At 50.4% G+C, this 17145-nt stretch carries 18 protein-coding genes and 1 pseudogene; 8 read left to right on the top strand and 11 right to left on the bottom strand.

The features are described from left to right. Window positions 1-38: 38 nt before the first annotated feature. The 7 genes and pseudogenes from OGY08_RS11275 to OGY08_RS11245 all read left to right on the top strand — a co-directional run bounded on the left by OGY08_RS11275 (window position 39) and on the right by OGY08_RS11245 (window position 5481). Window positions 39-923, top strand: a complete 885-nt coding sequence (locus OGY08_RS11275) for a hypothetical protein (protein ID WP_048236954.1) — start codon at window positions 39-41, stop codon at window positions 921-923. 269 nt (window positions 924-1192) lie between these two features. Further along, window positions 1193-2346, top strand: a pseudogene (tssD, locus tag OGY08_RS11270) (type VI secretion system tube protein TssD). 21 nt (window positions 2347-2367) lie between these two features. Next, window positions 2368-2862, top strand: coding sequence for a YrhA family protein (locus OGY08_RS11265; protein WP_125362798.1), 495 nt, complete (start codon window positions 2368-2370; stop codon window positions 2860-2862). 315 nt (window positions 2863-3177) lie between these two features. Further along, complete coding sequence (locus tag OGY08_RS11260) at window positions 3178-3456, top strand: YrhB domain-containing protein (protein WP_125362797.1); 279 nt, start codon at window positions 3178-3180, stop codon at window positions 3454-3456. Between the two features lie 22 nt (window positions 3457-3478). After that, the gene (locus tag OGY08_RS11255; RefSeq protein WP_185757610.1) at window positions 3479-3742 is read left to right on the top strand and encodes a MarR family transcriptional regulator; all 264 of its coding nucleotides are present in this window, start codon (window positions 3479-3481) and stop codon (window positions 3740-3742) included. A 340-nt stretch (window positions 3743-4082) separates the two neighbouring features. Beyond that, window positions 4083-5231: a type VI secretion system tube protein TssD gene (tssD, locus tag OGY08_RS11250; RefSeq protein WP_219013507.1), complete on the top strand. Its 1149-nt coding sequence runs from the start codon at window positions 4083-4085 to the stop codon at window positions 5229-5231. Next, window positions 5221-5481 carry a hypothetical protein gene (locus OGY08_RS11245; protein ID WP_008786356.1) on the top strand — a complete coding sequence of 87 codons (261 nt, stop codon included), beginning with the start codon at window positions 5221-5223 and terminating at the stop codon, window positions 5479-5481. The genes tssD (OGY08_RS11250) and OGY08_RS11245 overlap by 11 nt, the downstream gene beginning before the upstream one ends. 62 nt (window positions 5482-5543) lie before the next feature. On the opposite strand, the gene ggt is transcribed toward OGY08_RS11245, so the two are convergent. Continuing rightward, on the bottom strand, window positions 5544-7289 hold the full coding sequence (ggt, locus tag OGY08_RS11240; RefSeq protein WP_032945242.1) for a gamma-glutamyltransferase: 1746 nt from the start codon (window positions 7287-7289) through the stop codon (window positions 5544-5546). A gap of 118 nt (window positions 7290-7407) precedes the next feature. Here ggt and OGY08_RS11235 point away from each other — a divergent pair, with 118 nt between their 5' ends. Continuing rightward, a complete protein-coding gene (locus OGY08_RS11235; protein WP_048215386.1) occupies window positions 7408-7848 on the top strand; it encodes a DUF2756 family protein in 441 nt (146 codons plus the stop codon). On the opposite strand, the gene ugpQ is transcribed toward OGY08_RS11235, so the two are convergent. The 10 genes from ugpQ to livH all read right to left on the bottom strand — a co-directional run bounded on the left by ugpQ (window position 7845) and on the right by livH (window position 17140). Beyond that, complete coding sequence (gene ugpQ, locus OGY08_RS11230; protein ID WP_057067171.1) at window positions 7845-8588, bottom strand: glycerophosphodiester phosphodiesterase; 744 nt, start codon at window positions 8586-8588, stop codon at window positions 7845-7847. The two genes, OGY08_RS11235 and ugpQ, sit on opposite strands and share 4 nt — an antisense overlap. After that, window positions 8585-9655 (bottom strand): sn-glycerol-3-phosphate import ATP-binding protein UgpC, encoded by a 1071-nt coding sequence (locus OGY08_RS11225; RefSeq protein WP_125362795.1) that lies wholly within the window; start codon window positions 9653-9655, stop codon window positions 8585-8587. Before OGY08_RS11225 ends, ugpQ begins: the two co-directional genes overlap by 4 nt. Before the next feature lie 2 nt (window positions 9656-9657). Then, window positions 9658-10503 (bottom strand): sn-glycerol-3-phosphate ABC transporter permease UgpE, encoded by an 846-nt coding sequence (ugpE, locus tag OGY08_RS11220; protein ID WP_003023450.1) that lies wholly within the window; start codon window positions 10501-10503, stop codon window positions 9658-9660. Further along, window positions 10500-11387, bottom strand: coding sequence for a sn-glycerol-3-phosphate ABC transporter permease UgpA (ugpA, locus tag OGY08_RS11215; protein ID WP_003837841.1), 888 nt, complete (start codon window positions 11385-11387; stop codon window positions 10500-10502). The genes ugpE and ugpA overlap by 4 nt, the downstream gene beginning before the upstream one ends. A gap of 110 nt (window positions 11388-11497) precedes the next feature. Beyond that, window positions 11498-12814, bottom strand: a complete 1317-nt coding sequence (gene ugpB, locus OGY08_RS11210) for a sn-glycerol-3-phosphate ABC transporter substrate-binding protein UgpB (protein WP_003827583.1) — start codon at window positions 12812-12814, stop codon at window positions 11498-11500. A 247-nt stretch (window positions 12815-13061) separates the two neighbouring features. Continuing rightward, window positions 13062-13343 (bottom strand): hypothetical protein, encoded by a 282-nt coding sequence (locus OGY08_RS11205; protein WP_286565885.1) that lies wholly within the window; start codon window positions 13341-13343, stop codon window positions 13062-13064. Between the two features lie 101 nt (window positions 13344-13444). After that, entirely contained in the window at window positions 13445-14158 is a 714-nt protein-coding gene (gene livF, locus OGY08_RS11200; protein WP_003827581.1) for a high-affinity branched-chain amino acid ABC transporter ATP-binding protein LivF, read from the bottom strand. Window positions 14159-14175: 17 nt separating this feature from the next. After that, on the bottom strand, window positions 14176-14943 hold the full coding sequence (gene livG, locus OGY08_RS11195; protein ID WP_003023438.1) for a high-affinity branched-chain amino acid ABC transporter ATP-binding protein LivG: 768 nt from the start codon (window positions 14941-14943) through the stop codon (window positions 14176-14178). Further along, window positions 14940-16217, bottom strand: coding sequence for a branched chain amino acid ABC transporter permease LivM (gene livM / locus OGY08_RS11190; protein WP_048215381.1), 1278 nt, complete (start codon window positions 16215-16217; stop codon window positions 14940-14942). Before livM ends, livG begins: the two co-directional genes overlap by 4 nt. Next, entirely contained in the window at window positions 16214-17140 is a 927-nt protein-coding gene (gene livH / locus OGY08_RS11185) for a high-affinity branched-chain amino acid ABC transporter permease LivH (RefSeq protein ID WP_003827575.1), read from the bottom strand. Before livH ends, livM begins: the two co-directional genes overlap by 4 nt. Window positions 17141-17145 lie beyond the last annotated feature (5 nt).

Raw genomic sequence — 17145 nt, 5'->3', positions numbered from 1 at the left:
GCGAGCCTTATCGCCCTGCTTATTGAAAGGACGCAATAGTGAAAAAGTTTCTTCCTCTGGTTTTGCTGGCCTCGCTCTCCCCTGCTTTTGCCACTACCGTACAAAATCTCGATTCCGTAGCCAGTGCCATCCAACATCCTGAAGGTAAACAGATTTTTGCTGAGCAAATGGCAGGAGCAACCCCTGCGAAAGGATTTGGTGAGCTTCCTCAGGGCTTATCTGAAAAGCAGTGGATTGCCTGGGTTGCACCGAATGAAGATCCTGACAACCTGATCCTGACCGGTGCTAAATCTTGGGGAAAAGACGGTAAATATATTGGCATTGCTTGTTTTGCCGATAATAAGGCTGACGCCGAGCAAGCAAAAAAATACGCGGATAACACCTGCCCGGAAAACTACAGCAACGGGCGCGCTAATAAATTATATCTCGGCGTTTTTTCCTGGCAGAATCCACAGCTAACGCCGATTGCACGCTCGGAAAAACCGTTAAACCAGCTCTCAGAGTGGAATAAAGCCGCTGAAAAAGAGAGCGATGATGAGTCCGTCAGACCGCTGGCTTATTATACAAAGCTGGATCTGGCACCGTACCGGATAGCACCCGATACCCTGGCATTCGGGGTGCGGGGTGGATACTCTGATGCGTATTCCGGCGGCGGCGCATTTTATGAAGTGCTGGAACTCTACACCATCAAAGACAGCAAGATAATCAACGTGTTTTCTGACCTTGTTTATTACTATTCGGACATCGCCGGAGACTGGAATAAAGACGGCACAAGGCAGCACGACATCAGCGAAAGTAAGTACATTCTCAAAATGCGCTCGGCAAAGACGCACGGATTTTATGACTTAGAGCGCGTTAGCCTACAGGATAAAAGCAGCCAAATATTCCGCTGGTCCGAATCACTGCAGCGATATGCGCCATAACCTACCGGTCAGGCCTACATCGTTCAGAACGCTGTAGGCCATTGATACGGGTCAATTAACATCAGCAAACCCTCCATTAATAACTCCAAATTATTGAATGTATAAATTCTTATCTCATACATTATTTATATTCAGATTCCCCTCAATAAAATTCACTTAAAGTGAAACGTTTTATTTCTGCTATATACGAACGCCATCAGAAAGCGTAATAAAAACAAAAATCAATTTATCGTTTTTATGACAGTAAGTAATAAAAGGATATGGATGTCATGAGTGATATCGTCTATCTGATGGTTTCAGGGCAGCAGCAGGGTGCTATTTCTGACGGATGCGGAACCATTGCATCCGTGGATAACCGCTGGCAAAAAGGGCACGAAGACGAAATTTTTGCCTTTTCGCTCTCTAATAGTATAACCAGTACTGGCAGAGGTTCACATTTTCACGGACTGCAATTTTGCAAACTGATAGATAAAAGCACCCCATTGTTTGTAAATGCTATTAACAACAACGAGCAGTTGTATATGGAATTTTATTTCTACCGCATCAATAGGTTCGGTAGATGGGAAAAATAATATTATATTCAACTGCGGGGAGTATTTCTATCAGCCATTCAACACCAATTCATCGAGAATAATTTAGACACAGAAACAATAACCATCAACTATGAATATATCCTCTGCAAACATCTTATTGCCAACACTGAGTTCAGCTACCTGGCGTTGCCCGAAAACTACAACCGCCTGTTTATCCCCCGACCAAAAACCCCCGCAGACAACGGCCTCAAAACGTTAAACAGCAAAGGGGTTGGCAGACTGCTTGCCGCTGGAGGTATCTACAACGGCAATATCGACGGTTTTAGGGAAACGGCGAAAAAGTTGGGGGGCGATGCGATTAAAGGATATGATCAAGTCCTGAATGAAAAAACTACAGGTGCGTTACTTGCTGCAAGTTCAATTTTGTTAGCCAGACGTTCTAGTTTTGGTTATTATCATGAGATTACCATCTATCTTGGAAAACTAAGAGGCGAACCCAAATTACTTTCTGGCGTAATCATAAAAGAAATAAATTACACCCGAAGAAACCCAATTGAAGCAGCAGCACTACGAAAGGAATTCGATAGTACTATAAGGAAAAAGTTCATAATTGACCTTGCAAAAAAACTATTTACGCAAATAGATTTAATTCGGAAGATTTATTAAGAATGCGTAACGGGAATGTGCCTCATAACTATAGTATTCACCATAAATTACCATTAGATGATGGAGGAACAAATAACTTTGATAATTTAGTACTAACAAAGAACGAACCCTATCACAAAATATTTATCAATATGCAATCCAATGCAACAAGAAAAATGTTACCTGGAGAAAGCAAAACAATACTCTGGGCAATCCCTTCAGGTTCAATTTACCCACTTAAGTAATATTTTAGGATTACAGAAAAAATGAAAATTGAAGACCTCCTTGTTGAATTAAAAATCATGATGGATAGCTTTGCTTACCCTATAGAAGATGCCATAAAAAGTTCATTTATTGAAAGCATCACAAAAAGAAACTCTAAAACTGAAACATCACCGATACTCAAACAATTATGTGATGAAGTCTGCATATTATGCTCTAATCAACCTGATTATTTAACATTCTTAGAAACAATGGATGGGTTTGAGTATAACGGATTAAGAATTTTCAGTCTTTCAATACCAGAACCTTTAGTTAATAACTTATTTCTAGTGAACGAATTTTATAGAAATAATGATGACTATATAAACCCTGATCTTGCAGAACGATTAGTCATTGGTGATGATAGTATTTCGTTATTCACCTATGATACTAAATCCTGTCTTTTTGAAATTAGAGACAACATCGGCACTGACAATGTATTTGGAACATTTAAATCCTATACTGAATTTTTAAATAAAATATTAGATACTGTTCGCTAATAAAAACAAGGGCGTATAATGAGAAAAATACCTTTAAATGCTTTAGAACAAAATGAAAAAAAATAAGCAAGAAAACATTAGGTGGTTATATATTACCAGACGAAATATTATCACAATTGGCCTCAGGAGTAATTATTGATGGTGACGATAGATTTTTTGTGTTGTTCATACCTAAAAAACTTGCAAAAGATACAGTAGACATCCTCAGAATAAGAATGAATATTTATTCTGGGGATGGTTTTGTTGAGTATGTTGGGCTTGAGCGAAAAAGTATAAAGCAAAATAATAAAGTTATGCGCTATAAGGGGAATGCTAATGATCTCTTACGAAGAAGCCATAAACAAAGCCAATAAATATCTTTACGATGAGGATGCTCCTGTCGTTATCACACTCCATGGAAGGTTTGCAGAAGGTTGTTTTTTTTGCTTCGAGTCCAGGGAATACCTTGAAACCGGAGACAACGTTGCCCGTCTGGCAGGAAACGCTCCATTCATCATCGATAAAGATAGTGGTGAAATCTTTGATTTAGGCACTGCCTGGCCGCTGGAGAAATATTTAAAAGACTACGAAGAAAGCAAAAAAACACGAAGCTAAGCTTACTCGGATGCGATTAACTATGATAACTGAAACAGAGCTTAACGTACTGAAAGTTATGGCTGAAAAAGATATTGACTGGAACTGGATAGCTTTGGATAGTGCTCTTTATACGAGAGGCGTTTCTGGATTTGGTAATGTTGCGAATATCGTAACCAATCTTGTTAATAATGGATTAGTTGATATTGTCAATAATGAGGACAAATCGAGACAGCGTTACAGGGTTTCCGAATATGGTTTTAATTTCCTCAAAAACCAGTCTGAACATGGATGGGAAGTAACGTAGCCAGACTAGTGGAGAGCAGAACCAAAGCAAGTTTATTCTACATAGCCCCCATGCTTTACCCCACTAGGAAATTTCATATGGCACAGACTTGCCGAATTTAATCGGTGTTGGAAGATTTTGCCATATTGACATCAACCCACTCAATCACATAACTGACCGTTATATAATAGATAATAACTCATTCTATAAGTTATTTATATTCAGGTTTCCCTCAATAAAATTCACTTAAAGTGAAACGTTTTATTTCTTCTATATACTAACGACATTAGAAAGCGTAATAAAAAGCAAAGATAAAAATTACCATTTTTACGACAACACGTAATAAAAGGATAAGGATGTCATGAGTGATATCGTCTATCTGATGGTTTCAGGACAACAGCAGGGTGCTATTTCTGACGGATGTGGAACCGTTGCATCTGTGGGTAACCGCTGGCAATCAGGGCACGAAGACGAGATTTTTGCTTTTTCGCTCTCTAATAGTATAACCAGTACTGGCAGAGGTTCACATTTTCACGGACTGCAATTTTGCAAACTGATAGATAAAAGCACCCCATTGTTTGTAAACGCTATTAACAACAACGAGCAGTTGTATATGGAGTTTTATTTCTACCGCATCAATAGGTTCGGTAGATGGGAGAAATATTATTATATTCAACTGCGGGGAGCATTTCTATCAGCCATTCAACACCAATTCAGCGACAATAATTTAGATACAGAAACAATAACCATCAGCTATGAATATATCCTCTGCAAACATCTTATTGCCAACACTGAGTTCAGCTACCTGGCGTTGCCCGAAAACTATAACCGCCTGTTTATCCCCAGCCCAAAAACCCCCGCAGACAACGGCCTCAAAACGTTAAACAGCAAAGGAGTTGGCAGACTGCTTGCCGCCGGAGGGATCTACAACGGGAATATCGACGGCTTCAGGGAAACGGCCGAAAAGTTGGGGGGCGATGCTCCTGCGGGTTACGAGCAGGTTATGGATAACAAAGGATTGCTGATCCTTGGTGCTTCAGTAGCTGCAGGCTTAACTATGGGAAGGATGAAATTTCCTGAATTAGAAAAACTGGAGCAGTTTGGGGCCAGGGGAACAGCATCAGGACGAACATTCGATTCTGAGCTTGCCGGAGGTCCCATAGAAAACCTAACAACTGATGGTGTCATCATAAACAGTAAAGGTATCGCTACAGTTGAGAAACATATTTCCAGGTTCATCCATGATCCTGCAAATGATGTAATGATCGGCAGGTTGAAAGACATTGAGAAAGGGAAAATGCCTCCAGAACAGGTCGATCTGAATTACTATACTCATGAATGTCGAGAATATCAGCGCTACTGTAATCTGGGATGGGAGTTTGGGCAACCTGAGGGGGATGCAGGATATAATCTATGGAATCACGCCCATACAGCCACGCTGGAAGATTACAGACTCAAGGGAACGGTTGATGACTTATACCACCAGGATGCACTTAACTATGATAACTGAAACAGAGCTTAACGTCCTGAAAGTTATGGCTGAAAAAGATATTAACTGGAACTGGATGAATCTGGATCGCACGCTATCTATGAAAAGAATCCCGGGATTCAGTAATGTCGTTAATATTGTGAATAAATTGGCTAGCGAGGGATTGGTAAATATCGAGGACAGCGGGCATAAGTCCATGCCTTACTATCGCGTATCTGAAAAAGGGTACAGGCTAATAAAGAATACAGATGCTGACAATAACGAACCATAACCACGTGAAGAATAATGCTGTTGAACCGACAAGCCCTCTCCCATCGAAGAGGGCCGTCATCCTTAGTATCCCGCCGTTAAATCATCCACGGAACGCGGGTCAGAAGCACCATACAGTGCGCCATCCGGTCCAACCATAATGCTCTGCGTGCTGCCCATCGCCTCTTTCAGCGCTACTTTCTGTCCTTTTTGCTCCAGCAGCTTGATTGTATCCGGGCTGAAGCCCTTCTCGATGCGCAGTTCATCCGGCAACCATTGATGATGGAAGCGCGGTGCGTTGGTCGCTTCGGCGACGTTCATCCCAAAATCAATGCTGTTGACCACCATTTGCAGTACGGTAGTGATGATTCGGCTTCCACCTGGGCTGCCGGTCACCAGCCAGGTTTTCCCGTCTTTTACCACGATAGTCGGCGACATCGACGACAGCGGACGCTTCTTCGGTCCAACCGCGTTGGCATCACCGCCCACCAGTCCATAAACGTTCGGCACGCCCGGCTTAGCGGAGAAGTCGTCCATTTCGTTATTCAGCAGAATACCGGTGTTACCCGCCACGATGCCGGTCCCGAAGGTGGTATTCAGGGTATACGTTACCGCCACGGCATTGCCGTCTTTATCCACGACCGAGAAGTGCGTAGTCTGGTTGCTTTCATACGGGGCGAGCTTGCCAGGTTTGATCTGGCTGGAAGGCTTAGCCTTGTTGATATCAATCTGATCGGCAAGCGTTTTAGCATAGGCTTTGTTGGTCAGCGCTTGCCACGGCACTTTCACAAAATCCGGGTCGCCCAGATATTCTGAACGATCGGCGTAAGCATATTTCTCCGCTTCAGCCATAACCTGCATAGCATCGGCGCTGCCAAATCCGTACTTCTTCATATCGAAGTTTTCGAGAATATTGAGGATCTGCACGATGTGAATACCGCCAGAGGACGGCGGCGGCATGGAGAAGACCTGATATCCGCGATAGTCACCGCCGATCGGCGTGCGCTCCACAGCTTTATAGCTGGCTAAATCCTCTTTGGTCATCAGCCCGCCGTTCTTCTGCATTTCCCCGGCTATCTGATCGGCAATCGCCCCTTTATAAAACGCATCCGGGCCATTCTCGGCAATCATTTCCAGGCTTTTCGCCAGATTCTTTTGCACCAGCTTGTCGCCCTTTTTCAGCGGCTCGCCGTCCTTCCAGAAAATGGCTTTGCTGTTCTCGTGATTAGGGAGCACTTCGCTGCCATAGGTTTTCAGATCGTCGGCCAGCGCGTCATTAACCACAAAGCCCTCTTCCGCCAGCTTCATCGCCGGGCGCACCACTTTGTTCAGCGGCATCGTGCCGTATTTCTCCAGCGCCAGCGAGAAACCCGCCACGGTACCCGGCGTACCGGATGCCAGATGCGACGTCAGCGACTTTTTCGCATCGGCGTTGCCCTGCTCATCGAGGAACATGTCACGGGTCGCGCCAGCAGGCGCCATTTCACGAAAATCGATCGCTGTGGTGTTACCGTCTTTGGTACGCAGTAGCATAAAACCACCGCCGCCCAGATTGCCCGCCTGGGGATGCGTCACCGCCAGCGCATAGCCAACGGCCACGGCGGCATCGACGGCATTCCCACCCTGTTTAAGAATGTCCACACCAACCTGGGTAGCTAAAGCATCCACAGAGGCCACCATCCCATGCTTAGCACGTACGGGATGGAACACATCTTCCTCGACTCCGTAAGATACCGGCGGTGGCGCAGCCGGCGCGGCAGCAACGCTAAAACAACTTCCTGAGAGCAGAGCAGCAATGGCTACCCGGCGTAAAAACGTCGGTTTTATCATCGTTATTCTCCAGATGTATGGGGGTCTGCCCCCACTAAGCCTGGTGCATAACTCTGAAATAATCATCGTAACGGCGAGAAAGGAGTAAACTTAAGAGATCCCCGAGAGGAGAAAAGCGATGAAACGACTCTTACTTTTAGCCATGCTGTTGCCGTTTGCAGGCTTTGCACAGCCCATCAACACCATGAATAACCCGAACCAACCCGGTTATCAGATCCCGAGTCAGCAGCGTATGCAAACCCAAATGCAAACGCAGCAAATTCAGCAGAAAGGGATGCTCAACCAACAGTTGCAAACGCAGACGCGTATGCAGCAACAGCATCTGGAAAACCAAATTAACACCAACTCCCAGCGGGTCCTTCAGTCTCAGCCAGGCGAGTTGAATCCCAGCCAGCAGCAAATGCTGCCCAACAGCAACGGTGGGATGTTGAGTGGAACCCGTAACCCGGACAGCTCTCTGAATAAGCAACATATGCTGTCAGAGAAAAAGAACGGCGACATGCTGAAGCCCTCCAGCACGCCGCAGCCTAACGTTCCGTTAAAAACGATTGGGCCTTAAAAAGGTTGGAAATCCGGACCAATCGTATCAATGGCATCGGTACAGATGCAGTCCACGCCCCAGCGCAGCAGTTCCGCCGCGCGCTGGGGTCGGTTGACGGTATATACCAGAATACGTAGCCCCGCATCGCGCAGCGCATCCACACGCGCTTCATCCAGCAGTTTGTGATTAAGATGAATAGAGACGCAGCCAAGCCGCGTGGTCAGCTCGCGCCAGTCCTCGCGCCATTCATCAAGCAGCAAGCCTCTCGGCAGTTCAGGTACCGCCAGCTGCGCCGCTTCAAGTGCATCAATTTCAAAGGATGACAATAGTGGCGGCGTCATTCCCGCCCACAGCTCCCGCGCGGCCAGCGCCACGACTTTGCCAGTTAACGTTCCGGTGCCGGTTGTGGGTTTAATTTCAATATTCGCCATCATACCGTGCTGACGGCAGCGCTCGGCCACTTGCGAGAGCAGCGGCAGCGGTTCACCTTTAAACTCACCGCTAAACCAGCCGCCGGCGTCCACGCGCAATAAATCCTGCCAGTTCAGCTCGCCTGCCACGCCCCAGCCGTTGCTGGTTCGCTCCAGGTTGTCATCATGCAGTAAGAAGATCTCACCGTCTTTCGACAATTTAGCGTCAAACTCGATCATGGTATGCCCGTATCGCGCCCCCACGTCGATCGCCGCCAGGGTGTTTTCCGGGGCCAGCTTACCGCCGCCACGATGGGCGACAATATGGGGGTAAGGCCAGTTACTCATACGCGTTGTCCTGTTTCGCCATCAAAAAGATGCAGATGATTTTCCGGCAGATGCAGCCACAGCGTGCTGCCTGCCGTTGGGCGATGCTGATGCGCCAGTCGCACCACCAGCTTTTGCTCGCCCCAGCGTCCGTGTGCCAGGTTATCTGCGCCCAGCATTTCCAGTGTATCAACAACCAACGGCACGCCGCCTTCGGCCTGCGAGCTTAGCGCAATATGCTCCGGGCGGATACCCAATGTCATGTTACGCCCAATAGACTCTCTCGCGCTTCTGCCGATGGGTAGCGTCATGCCGCCCTCCAGTTCAAAATGGGTGCCCGAGGTACTGATGCACCCGTCCAGCAGGTTCATCGCCGGGCTGCCGATAAAACTCGCCACAAAGCGGCTGGCAGGCTTTTCATACACCTCAACCGGTGTACCTATCTGCTCGGCAATGCCTTTGTTCATCACCATCACCCGTTGGGCGAGGGTCATCGCTTCAACCTGGTCGTGCGTCACGTATAGCGAAGTGGTTTTCAGGCGGCGATGCAGATGTTGTAACTCCAGACGCATCTGCACACGCAGCTTGGCATCGAGGTTAGAAAGCGGCTCATCGAACAGGAATACCGCTGGGTCGCGCACAATAGCTCGCCCCATCGCTACGCGCTGGCGCTGACCGCCAGAAAGTTCGCGCGGACGGCGCTTGAGCAGCTCACCCAGTTCGAGAATACGCGCTGCCTCATTTACCCGCTCAGCAATGTGCTCCTTGCCCATCCCGCGGATTTTCAGCCCCCAGGCCATGTTTTCTTCCACGCTCATATGCGGGTAGAGCGCGTAGTTTTGAAAGACCATCGCAATGCCGCGATCCTTCGGCTCCATCTCGGTGACGCGTTTATTATCAATCCAGATATCGCCACCGCTCACCCGCTCCAGCCCAGCCACCATCCGCAGCAGCGTAGACTTTCCGCAGCCGGATGGGCCAACCATCACGATAAATTCCCCGTCCGCGACGTCCAGCGTCAGCGGTTTAATCACCTGGGTTTTGCCGTCCCAGCTTTTGGTTACTGCCTGTAGTTTTAAACCAGCCATTTTTATTTCTCACTATCGACCAGACCGCGTACGAAGGCGCGCTGCATGGCTAACACGATGATTACCGGAGGGATAAGCGTCAGCAGCATGGCAGCCATTACCTGGTTCCACTGCGTGGTGCCTTCACCGGTGGCGATCATGCCTTTGATACCCGCCACCGCAGTGCCCAAATTGACGTCGGTAATAATTAACAACGGCCACAAATACTGGTTCCAGCCGTAGATAAAGGTGATAACGAACAGCGCCGCCAGATTGGTTTTTGACAGTGGTAGTACGATATCGCGGAAAAAACGCATCGGTGACGCACCGTCAATTCGCGCCGCCTCAACCAGCTCATCCGGCAGGGTCATAAAGAACTGTCGGAACAGGAAGGTCGCAGTAGCCGATGCCATCAACGGCAGCGTCAGACCCGCATAGCTGTCGAGCATTTTCAGGTTGGCGATAACCTCCACTGTGGGGAAGATTCGCACCTCAACCGGCAGCATCAGGGTGATAAAAATCATCCAGAAGAACAGGTTGCGCAGCGGAAAACGGAACCAGACGATGGCGAATGCGGAGAGCATGGAGACGGTGATTTTCCCTACCGTAATACTGAACGCCATGATGAAGCTGTTAAGCATCATCAACCAGAACGGCGCGCTGTTGACGCCCACACCGTTGACCCAGATGTATTTCATGTTCTCCAGCAACTGCGTGCCGGGAACCAGCGTCATCGGCGTTTCAAACACCGCTTTGTTGTCCAGCGTCGCCGCGACAAACGCGACGTACAGCGGAAACAGGATCACCATGATCCCCATAATCAACATGGCATGGCTGAATATTGTCAGCCCACGACGGTTCTCAATCATTGGTAACGCACCTTACTTTCCACATAGCGGAACTGCACCACCGTCAAAATAATGACCAGGAACATCAGCACCACCGATTGTGCGGCGGAAGAAGCCAGATCCAACCCGACAAACCCTTCACGGTAGATCTTATAAATCAGCGTGGTCGTCGCCTGCACCGGCCCACCCGCCGTGGCGGCATCAATAACCGGGAAGGTATCAAAGAAGGCATAAACCAGATTCACCACCAGCAGAAAGAAGCTGACCGGGGCTATCAACGGCAGCGCCAGCTTAAAGAAGCGGCGAACCGGCCCTGCGCCATCAATCGCAGCAGCTTCGATCAGCGATCGCGGGATAGACTGCAGTGCGGCAAAGAAGAACAGGAAGTTGTAACTAATCTGCTTCCAGACCGATGCAAACACCACCAGGAACATCGCCTGACCGCTGTTTTGCGCATGGTTCCAGTCATAGCCAAACTCACCGAGAAAATGGGTAATCAGCCCACGTCCTGGGTTAAACAGGAAGATCCACAATACGGCGGCGACGGCAGGCGCGACGGCGTATGGCAACAGCATCAGCGTCTGGTAAAAACGGCTGCCGCGCACCACGTAATTCACCAGCGCCGCAAAAAATAACGACACCAGCAGACCACTTACCGTGACTAACGTACTGAACTTAATGGTGGTCCAGAATGAGTCGAGGTAGTACGGGTCATGAAACAGCGCGACAAAGTTTTCCAGTCCGACAAACTGGCTAGAAAGACCAAACGGATCAACGGATTGTAGCGAGTACCACAGCGCTTCACCGGCGGGCCAGATAAAGAAAATAACGGTGATAACCAGCTGCGGAGCCACCAACAAATAGGGAAGCCAACGCGAGCGGAATACCGGACGGGATGAAGACATGTAGGTTCTTTTCCTGGAAGGTGCCGGATGGCGGTGCAAGCACCTTATCCGGCCTACAAACTACGAACTTGTAGGCCTGATAAGCGCAGCGCCATCAGGCACTTATACACTTAAGACTTGGTCGATTGCTCAAAGCGGCGCAGTAACTGATTGCCACGCTCAACGGCGGCATCCAGTGCCTGCTGCGGGGTTTTCTTCCCGGTCCAGACGCTTTCCAACTCTTCATCCACAATAGTGCGGATCTGCGGCATATTGCCCAAACGCAGCCCTTTGGTGAACGGCAACGGCGGCTTGTTCAGCATCTGGCGGGTGGCAATATCAGCCCCAGGGTTCTTCTCATAGAAGCCCTGCTCACGGGTCAGGTCGTAGGCAGCGGTGGTGATCGGCAGATAGCCGGTCTTCTGGTGCCATTCGGCAGCAATTTCAGGCTTCGCCAGGAAGTTGAGGAACTGCGCCACGCCTTCGTAGGTTGCTTTGTCTTTACCCTGCATCACCCACAGGCTGGCCCCACCGATAATCGCATTCTGCGGCGCGCCCTTCACATCGGCATCGTACGGCATCATCCCGACGCCATAATTGAATTTAGCGTAGTGGCGGATGTCGGCCAGCGAACCGGAAGAGGCGGTGGTAATGGCACAATCCCCGTTGTAGAACTTCTCAGTGGATTCGTCCTTACGCCCGAAGTAGCTGAAATCCCCTTTTTTGTTCAACTCTTCCAGCAGAGCGATGTGTTTCACCTGTTCCGGTTTATTGAACTCCAGCACCGCGTCGGTACCGTCAAAGCCATTGTTTTTGGTTGCTACCGGCAGACCGTTCCAGGCGCTGAAGTTTTCAATCTGAATCCATCCCTGCCAGCCGCTGGCGTAACCGCACTTCATACCTGCGGCTTTCAGCTTCGCGGTATATTCCGCCAGATCCTGCCAGGTTTTCGGCGGCTGCTCCGGGTCTAAACCGGCTTTTTTGAAGGCATCTTTGTTGTAGTACAGCACCGGAGTGGAGCTGTTAAACGGCTGGGAGAGCAAGTGTCCGCTTTTAGAGTCGGTGTAGTAACCGGAAACGGTCGGTACGAACTGAGACTCATCGAAGTTAATGCCAGCCTCTTTGAATACTTCATAGACCGGTTTAATGGCTTTTGAGGCCATCATGGTTGCCGTACCCACTTCATAAACCTGCAGCAGCGCAGGCGCGTTTCCGGTACGGAAAGCAGCAATTCCTGCACTCAGGCTCTGCTCGTAGTTGCCTTTGTACTGCGGAACAATTTTGTAGTCGGGATTGGCTGCATTAAAACGTTGCGCCAGTGAATCAACTTCTTTACCCAGTTCGCCTTCCATTGAGTGCCAGAACGGGATAGTGGTGACCGCCAGTGCCTGACCTGCAAATGCCAGGCTAAGTGCCAGTCCTAAAGCTGTATGTCGTAACGATATCATCGGTTATCTCTCTTGTTGTGCCGGATGCGCGATATCACGCGTTTTATGCTCGCGGGGGTAACATGACATGCTCGAATGACAGAAAAATAACTTTTTTATTACAAAAAAAAGATAGTAAGGCGACAAACAGATGGCAAGGCGGTGAAAGCGTAGTGACAGGAAAATGCGGGGTGGTGCACAACAAAGCCGGATATCGCTATACCTTCTCCGGCCTGGATGGCGTGATCGGCTGCTCCAGCAAGGAAGATTAATCCCGACGCCAGCGTCGCTCATATTCATTCTGTAAACGCTGCTGCTCTCGCCGCTCACGTTCACGTTGGATATCCGATTTATCATCATCCCAGCCTGGGCATACCGAGCTGGTAAACACTTCGCAGGGCGAGTCGGATTGCGCTAACGGGTTGTCCAGTTTCTCTTCCCAGATAGCGGGATCGCGCGGGTCAAACGCTGGCGGTGTTGAGGCCTGGGTGGTTAGTGAAAGCGTCAAAAACAAACTGCCAATCATCATGCAGGTACCTGAACGAATCATCCTTTCTCCATGTTCATTTTTATTATTGATAACTATTCTCAATAATAACATAGAGCAATAAAAAGGGGCCACAGCGGGCCCCTTGTCTATTCAGAGAATGATTAACCGCCCAGATACGCGCTACGCACCGCTTCGTTAGCCAGTAACGCATCACCGGTGTCTTCCAGCACCACATGACCGTTTTCCAGCACGTAGCCGCGATCGGCGAGCTTCAGCGCCTGGTTAGCGTTCTGTTCGACGAGGAAGATGGTCATCCCCTGCTCGCGCAGCTGTTCGATGGTGTTAAAAATCTGCTGGATGATAATCGGCGCCAGACCCAGCGACGGTTCATCAAGCAGCAGCAGCCTCGGCTGGCTCATCAGCGCACGGCCTATCGCCAGCATCTGCTGTTCACCGCCTGACATCGTTCCCGCACGCTGAATACGACGCTCATGCAGACGGGGAAACAGGTCATACACCCATTTGATGCGTTCCTGAAACTGGTCCTTTTCGGCAAAGAAGCCGCCCATCGCCAGGTTCTCTTCCACCGTCATGCGGGAAAACACGCGACGCCCTTCCGGCACAATCGCTACCGCTTCGCGCATGATTTTCGCCGTCTGCCAGTCGGTAATGTCTTTACCATCAAAGACGATTCGCCCGCTGGTCGCTCGCGGGTCGCCACACAATGTGCCGAGCAGCGTGGTTTTTCCCGCGCCGTTAGCACCAATCAGAGTAACGATTTCACCCTGGTTGATATACAAGCTGACGTCGTGCAGCGCCTGTATCTTGCCGTAGTGGGCGTTGACTTTGTCGAACGATAACATCGCCTTATCCATAGTAATACTCGCCCCCATTATGCTTCACCTAAATAGGCGCGGATAACATCCGGGTTATTACGAATCTGTTCCGGCGTCCCATTCGCCAGCGGCGTGCCCTGGTTCACCACGTAAATACGGTCAGAAATCCCCATCACCAGCTTCATGTCGTGCTCAATCAACAAAATGGTGGTGTTGTGATGGTTACGCAGTTCAGCAATCAGCTCGTCCAGCTCTTTGGTCTCTTTCGGGTTGAGTCCAGCAGCGGGTTCGTCGAGCATCAGGATTTCCGGCTGGGTCACCATGCAGCGGGCAATTTCCAGACGGCGCTGATCGCCATAGGCCAGGTTACTGGCCTGACGGTTGGCATGCTCCAGCAAGCCAATACGCTCCAGCCAGGTAGCAGCGCGATCCAACGCTTCACTCTGCGCGCGACGGAACGACGGGGTTTTCAACAGGCCGGAGAAGACGCCGGTTTTCAGTTGCTGATGTTGCGCCACCAGCAGGTTTTCAATCACCGTCATTTCGCGAAACAGACGCACGTGCTGGAAAGTACGTACCACGCCCATACGCGCGATTTGCTGACCCGGCAGCCCTTCCAGGTGCTGGTCGCGCAGCTTAATCGTCCCGCCGGTCGGCTTATAAAAACCGGTCAGACAGTTAAAGACCGTGGTTTTCCCCGCACCGTTCGGGCCGATTAACGAGACAATCTCCTGCGGTCGCAGTTCCAGTTCAACGTTGTTTACCGCCAGCAGACCGCCGAAGCGCATCATCAGGCCGTTAACGGATAATAATGGCTGACTCATGCCTGCTCTCCTTTTGCTTCCCCGTTTTTCAGCTTCAACTGTGGACGGGTCATCGGCAACAAGCCCTGCGGACGCCAGATCATCATCAGTACCATTAAACCACCCAGCATTAACATGCTGTATTCGTTGAAATCACGCATCAGCTCGCGTGACACCACCAGCAGGATAGCTGCGAGGATCACCGCAAACTGTGAGCCCATTCCGCCCAGTACCACAATCGCCAGCACAAAGGCCGACTCGGCAAAGGTGAAGGATTCCGGGCTGACGAAGCCCTGGCGCGCGGCAAACAGCGTACCGGCAAAACCGGCAAACGCGGCGCTGATGGTAAAGGCTGTCAGCTTGATGCGCGTAGGGTTTAAGCCCAGCGAGCGACAGGCAATTTCATCTTCACGCAGCGCTTCCCACGCACGACCCAGCGGCATACGCAGCAAACGGTTAATAACAAACAGCGAGAAGACCACCAGCAGCAGCGCCACCAGATAGAGGAAAATGACGCGGTCAGACGGATCGTACTTGACGTTAAAGAAGTTGCTGAAGGTATCCCAGCCGCCTTCACGGGCGGTACGGCTGAACTCCAGACCGAAAAAGGTCGGTTTCGGGATCTGGCTAATACCGTTTGGACCGCCGGTTACTTCGGTGTTGTTGAGCAGCAGGATGCGGACGATTTCGCCGAAGCCTAAGGTCACAATCGCCAGATAATCACCGCGCAGGCGCAGTACCGGGAAGCCGAGCAGGAAGCCCGCAGCAGCGGAAACCAGTCCCGCCAGCGGCAGACAAGTCCAGAAGCCGAGTCCGTAATAGTGGTTCAGCAGCGCGAAGGTGTAAGCGCCGATGGCATAGAAGCCGCCGTAGCCCAGCACCAGCAGGCCCGAAAGTCCTACCACCACGTTTAAGCCGAGGCCGAGGATGATATAAATCATCGTCAGCGTGGCGATATCCACCGTACCGCGTGACACCATAAACGGCCACGCCACGGCAATTACCAGCAGCGCCACCAGGAACAGCTTCTGTTTAACGGTGGAGCCGTCAATCGCCGGCAGAATAAATTTCGGTCCGGAGACGCTCTTCAGGCCTTTCTGGAAGGCTGGACGCAGCAGTTGGAAAAGAAAGACCACGCCAGTGCCGATAAACACCCACTGCCAGCGGATATCTGCGGCGGTATCGACTACCAGCTTGGTACCGTCCAGCTCTAACTGAACGCCCATAAAAACGCCCGCCAGGACGAAGAACATAGCGGCAGAGAGCAGCGCCATTGCAAAATGCATCGGTTTCATACTTTCTCTACCTCCGGGCGACCCAGAATACCGGTCGGCATCACCAGCAGCACCAGAATCAGCAGCGCGAATGAAACAACGTCTTTGTATTCAGTACTCAGATAAGCAGAGGAGAGCGCTTCCGCAACGCCCAGAATCAGGCCGCCGATCATCGCCCCTGGAATGCTGCCGATGCCGCCCAGTACCGCCGCGGTAAAGGCCTTCATCCCGGCCATAAAGCCGATGTATGGGTTAATTACGCCATAGAACTGACCGAGCAGCACGCCCGCAACCGCCGCCATTGCCGCACCAATCACAAAGGTCAGCGCAATCACGCGATCGGTGTTAATGCCGAGCAGGCTGGCCATCTTCAGGTCTTCGGCACAGGCACGGCAGGCGCGGCCCATACGGGAGTAACGGATAAACAGCGTCAGCGCCAGCATTGCCAGGAAGGTTACGATCCAGATAACCAACTGCATGGTGGTGATGGAAGCAGAGAAGTTATCGCTACTGCCGACAGTCCACTGGCCATTAAACAGGCTGGGCAGCGCCACGTCGCGCGAACCTTCCGTCAGGCTGACGTAGTTTTGCAGGAAGATGGACATCCCGATAGCGGAAATCAGCGCGATCAGGCGCTTGGAGCTGCGCACGGGCCGATACGCCACGCGTTCAATGCTCCAGCCGTAGGCGCTGGCAATCACAATCGCGCCGACGAAGCCCGCCGCGACCAGTAGCCAGCTGGAATCGATACCCATCATCATTAGCGCTGCGATGATCATAAAGGAGACATAGCTGCCGATCATATACACCTCGCCGTGGGCGAAGTTGATCATGCCGATAATGCCGTACACCATCGTGTAACCGATGGCGATCAGCGCGTAGGTGCTTCCCAGCGTGACGCCGTTAAACATCTGCTGCAAGAAATAGAGGAACTGCTCGGACATAAGGT

The sequence above is a fragment of the Citrobacter sp. Cpo069 genome (assembly GCF_030332785.1).
Taxonomy (GTDB): Bacteria; Pseudomonadota; Gammaproteobacteria; order Enterobacterales; family Enterobacteriaceae; genus Citrobacter; species Citrobacter portucalensis.
This window is presented reverse-complemented; position numbering and strand designations above follow the sequence as displayed.

Excerpts from the sequence above, each read along its gene's own strand:
- OGY08_RS11265 (WP_125362798.1), top strand. The coding sequence starts at position 2,368 with ATGAAAATTGAAGACCTCCTTGTTGAATTAAAAATCATGATGGATAGC.
- OGY08_RS11260 (WP_125362797.1), top strand. The coding sequence starts at position 3,178 with ATGATCTCTTACGAAGAAGCCATAAACAAAGCCAATAAATATCTTTAC.
- OGY08_RS11255 (WP_185757610.1), top strand. The coding sequence starts at position 3,479 with ATGATAACTGAAACAGAGCTTAACGTACTGAAAGTTATGGCTGAAAAA.
- tssD (WP_219013507.1), top strand. The coding sequence starts at position 4,083 with ATGAGTGATATCGTCTATCTGATGGTTTCAGGACAACAGCAGGGTGCT.
- OGY08_RS11245 (WP_008786356.1), top strand. The coding sequence starts at position 5,221 with ATGATAACTGAAACAGAGCTTAACGTCCTGAAAGTTATGGCTGAAAAA.
- ggt (WP_032945242.1), bottom strand. The coding sequence starts at position 7,289 with ATGATAAAACCGACGTTTTTACGCCGGGTAGCCATTGCTGCTCTGCTC.
- OGY08_RS11235 (WP_048215386.1), top strand. The coding sequence starts at position 7,408 with ATGAAACGACTCTTACTTTTAGCCATGCTGTTGCCGTTTGCAGGCTTT.
- ugpQ (WP_057067171.1), bottom strand. The coding sequence starts at position 8,588 with ATGAGTAACTGGCCTTACCCCCATATTGTCGCCCATCGTGGCGGCGGT.
- OGY08_RS11225 (WP_125362795.1), bottom strand. The coding sequence starts at position 9,655 with ATGGCTGGTTTAAAACTACAGGCAGTAACCAAAAGCTGGGACGGCAAA.
- ugpE (WP_003023450.1), bottom strand. The coding sequence starts at position 10,503 with ATGATTGAGAACCGTCGTGGGCTGACAATATTCAGCCATGCCATGTTG.
- ugpA (WP_003837841.1), bottom strand. The coding sequence starts at position 11,387 with ATGTCTTCATCCCGTCCGGTATTCCGCTCGCGTTGGCTTCCCTATTTG.
- ugpB (WP_003827583.1), bottom strand. The coding sequence starts at position 12,814 with ATGATATCGTTACGACATACAGCTTTAGGACTGGCACTTAGCCTGGCA.
- OGY08_RS11205 (WP_286565885.1), bottom strand. The coding sequence starts at position 13,343 with ATGATTCGTTCAGGTACCTGCATGATGATTGGCAGTTTGTTTTTGACG.
- livF (WP_003827581.1), bottom strand. The coding sequence starts at position 14,158 with ATGGATAAGGCGATGTTATCGTTCGACAAAGTCAACGCCCACTACGGC.
- livG (WP_003023438.1), bottom strand. The coding sequence starts at position 14,943 with ATGAGTCAGCCATTATTATCCGTTAACGGCCTGATGATGCGCTTCGGC.
- livM (WP_048215381.1), bottom strand. The coding sequence starts at position 16,217 with ATGAAACCGATGCATTTTGCAATGGCGCTGCTCTCTGCCGCTATGTTC.
- livH (WP_003827575.1), bottom strand. The coding sequence starts at position 17,140 with ATGTCCGAGCAGTTCCTCTATTTCTTGCAGCAGATGTTTAACGGCGTC.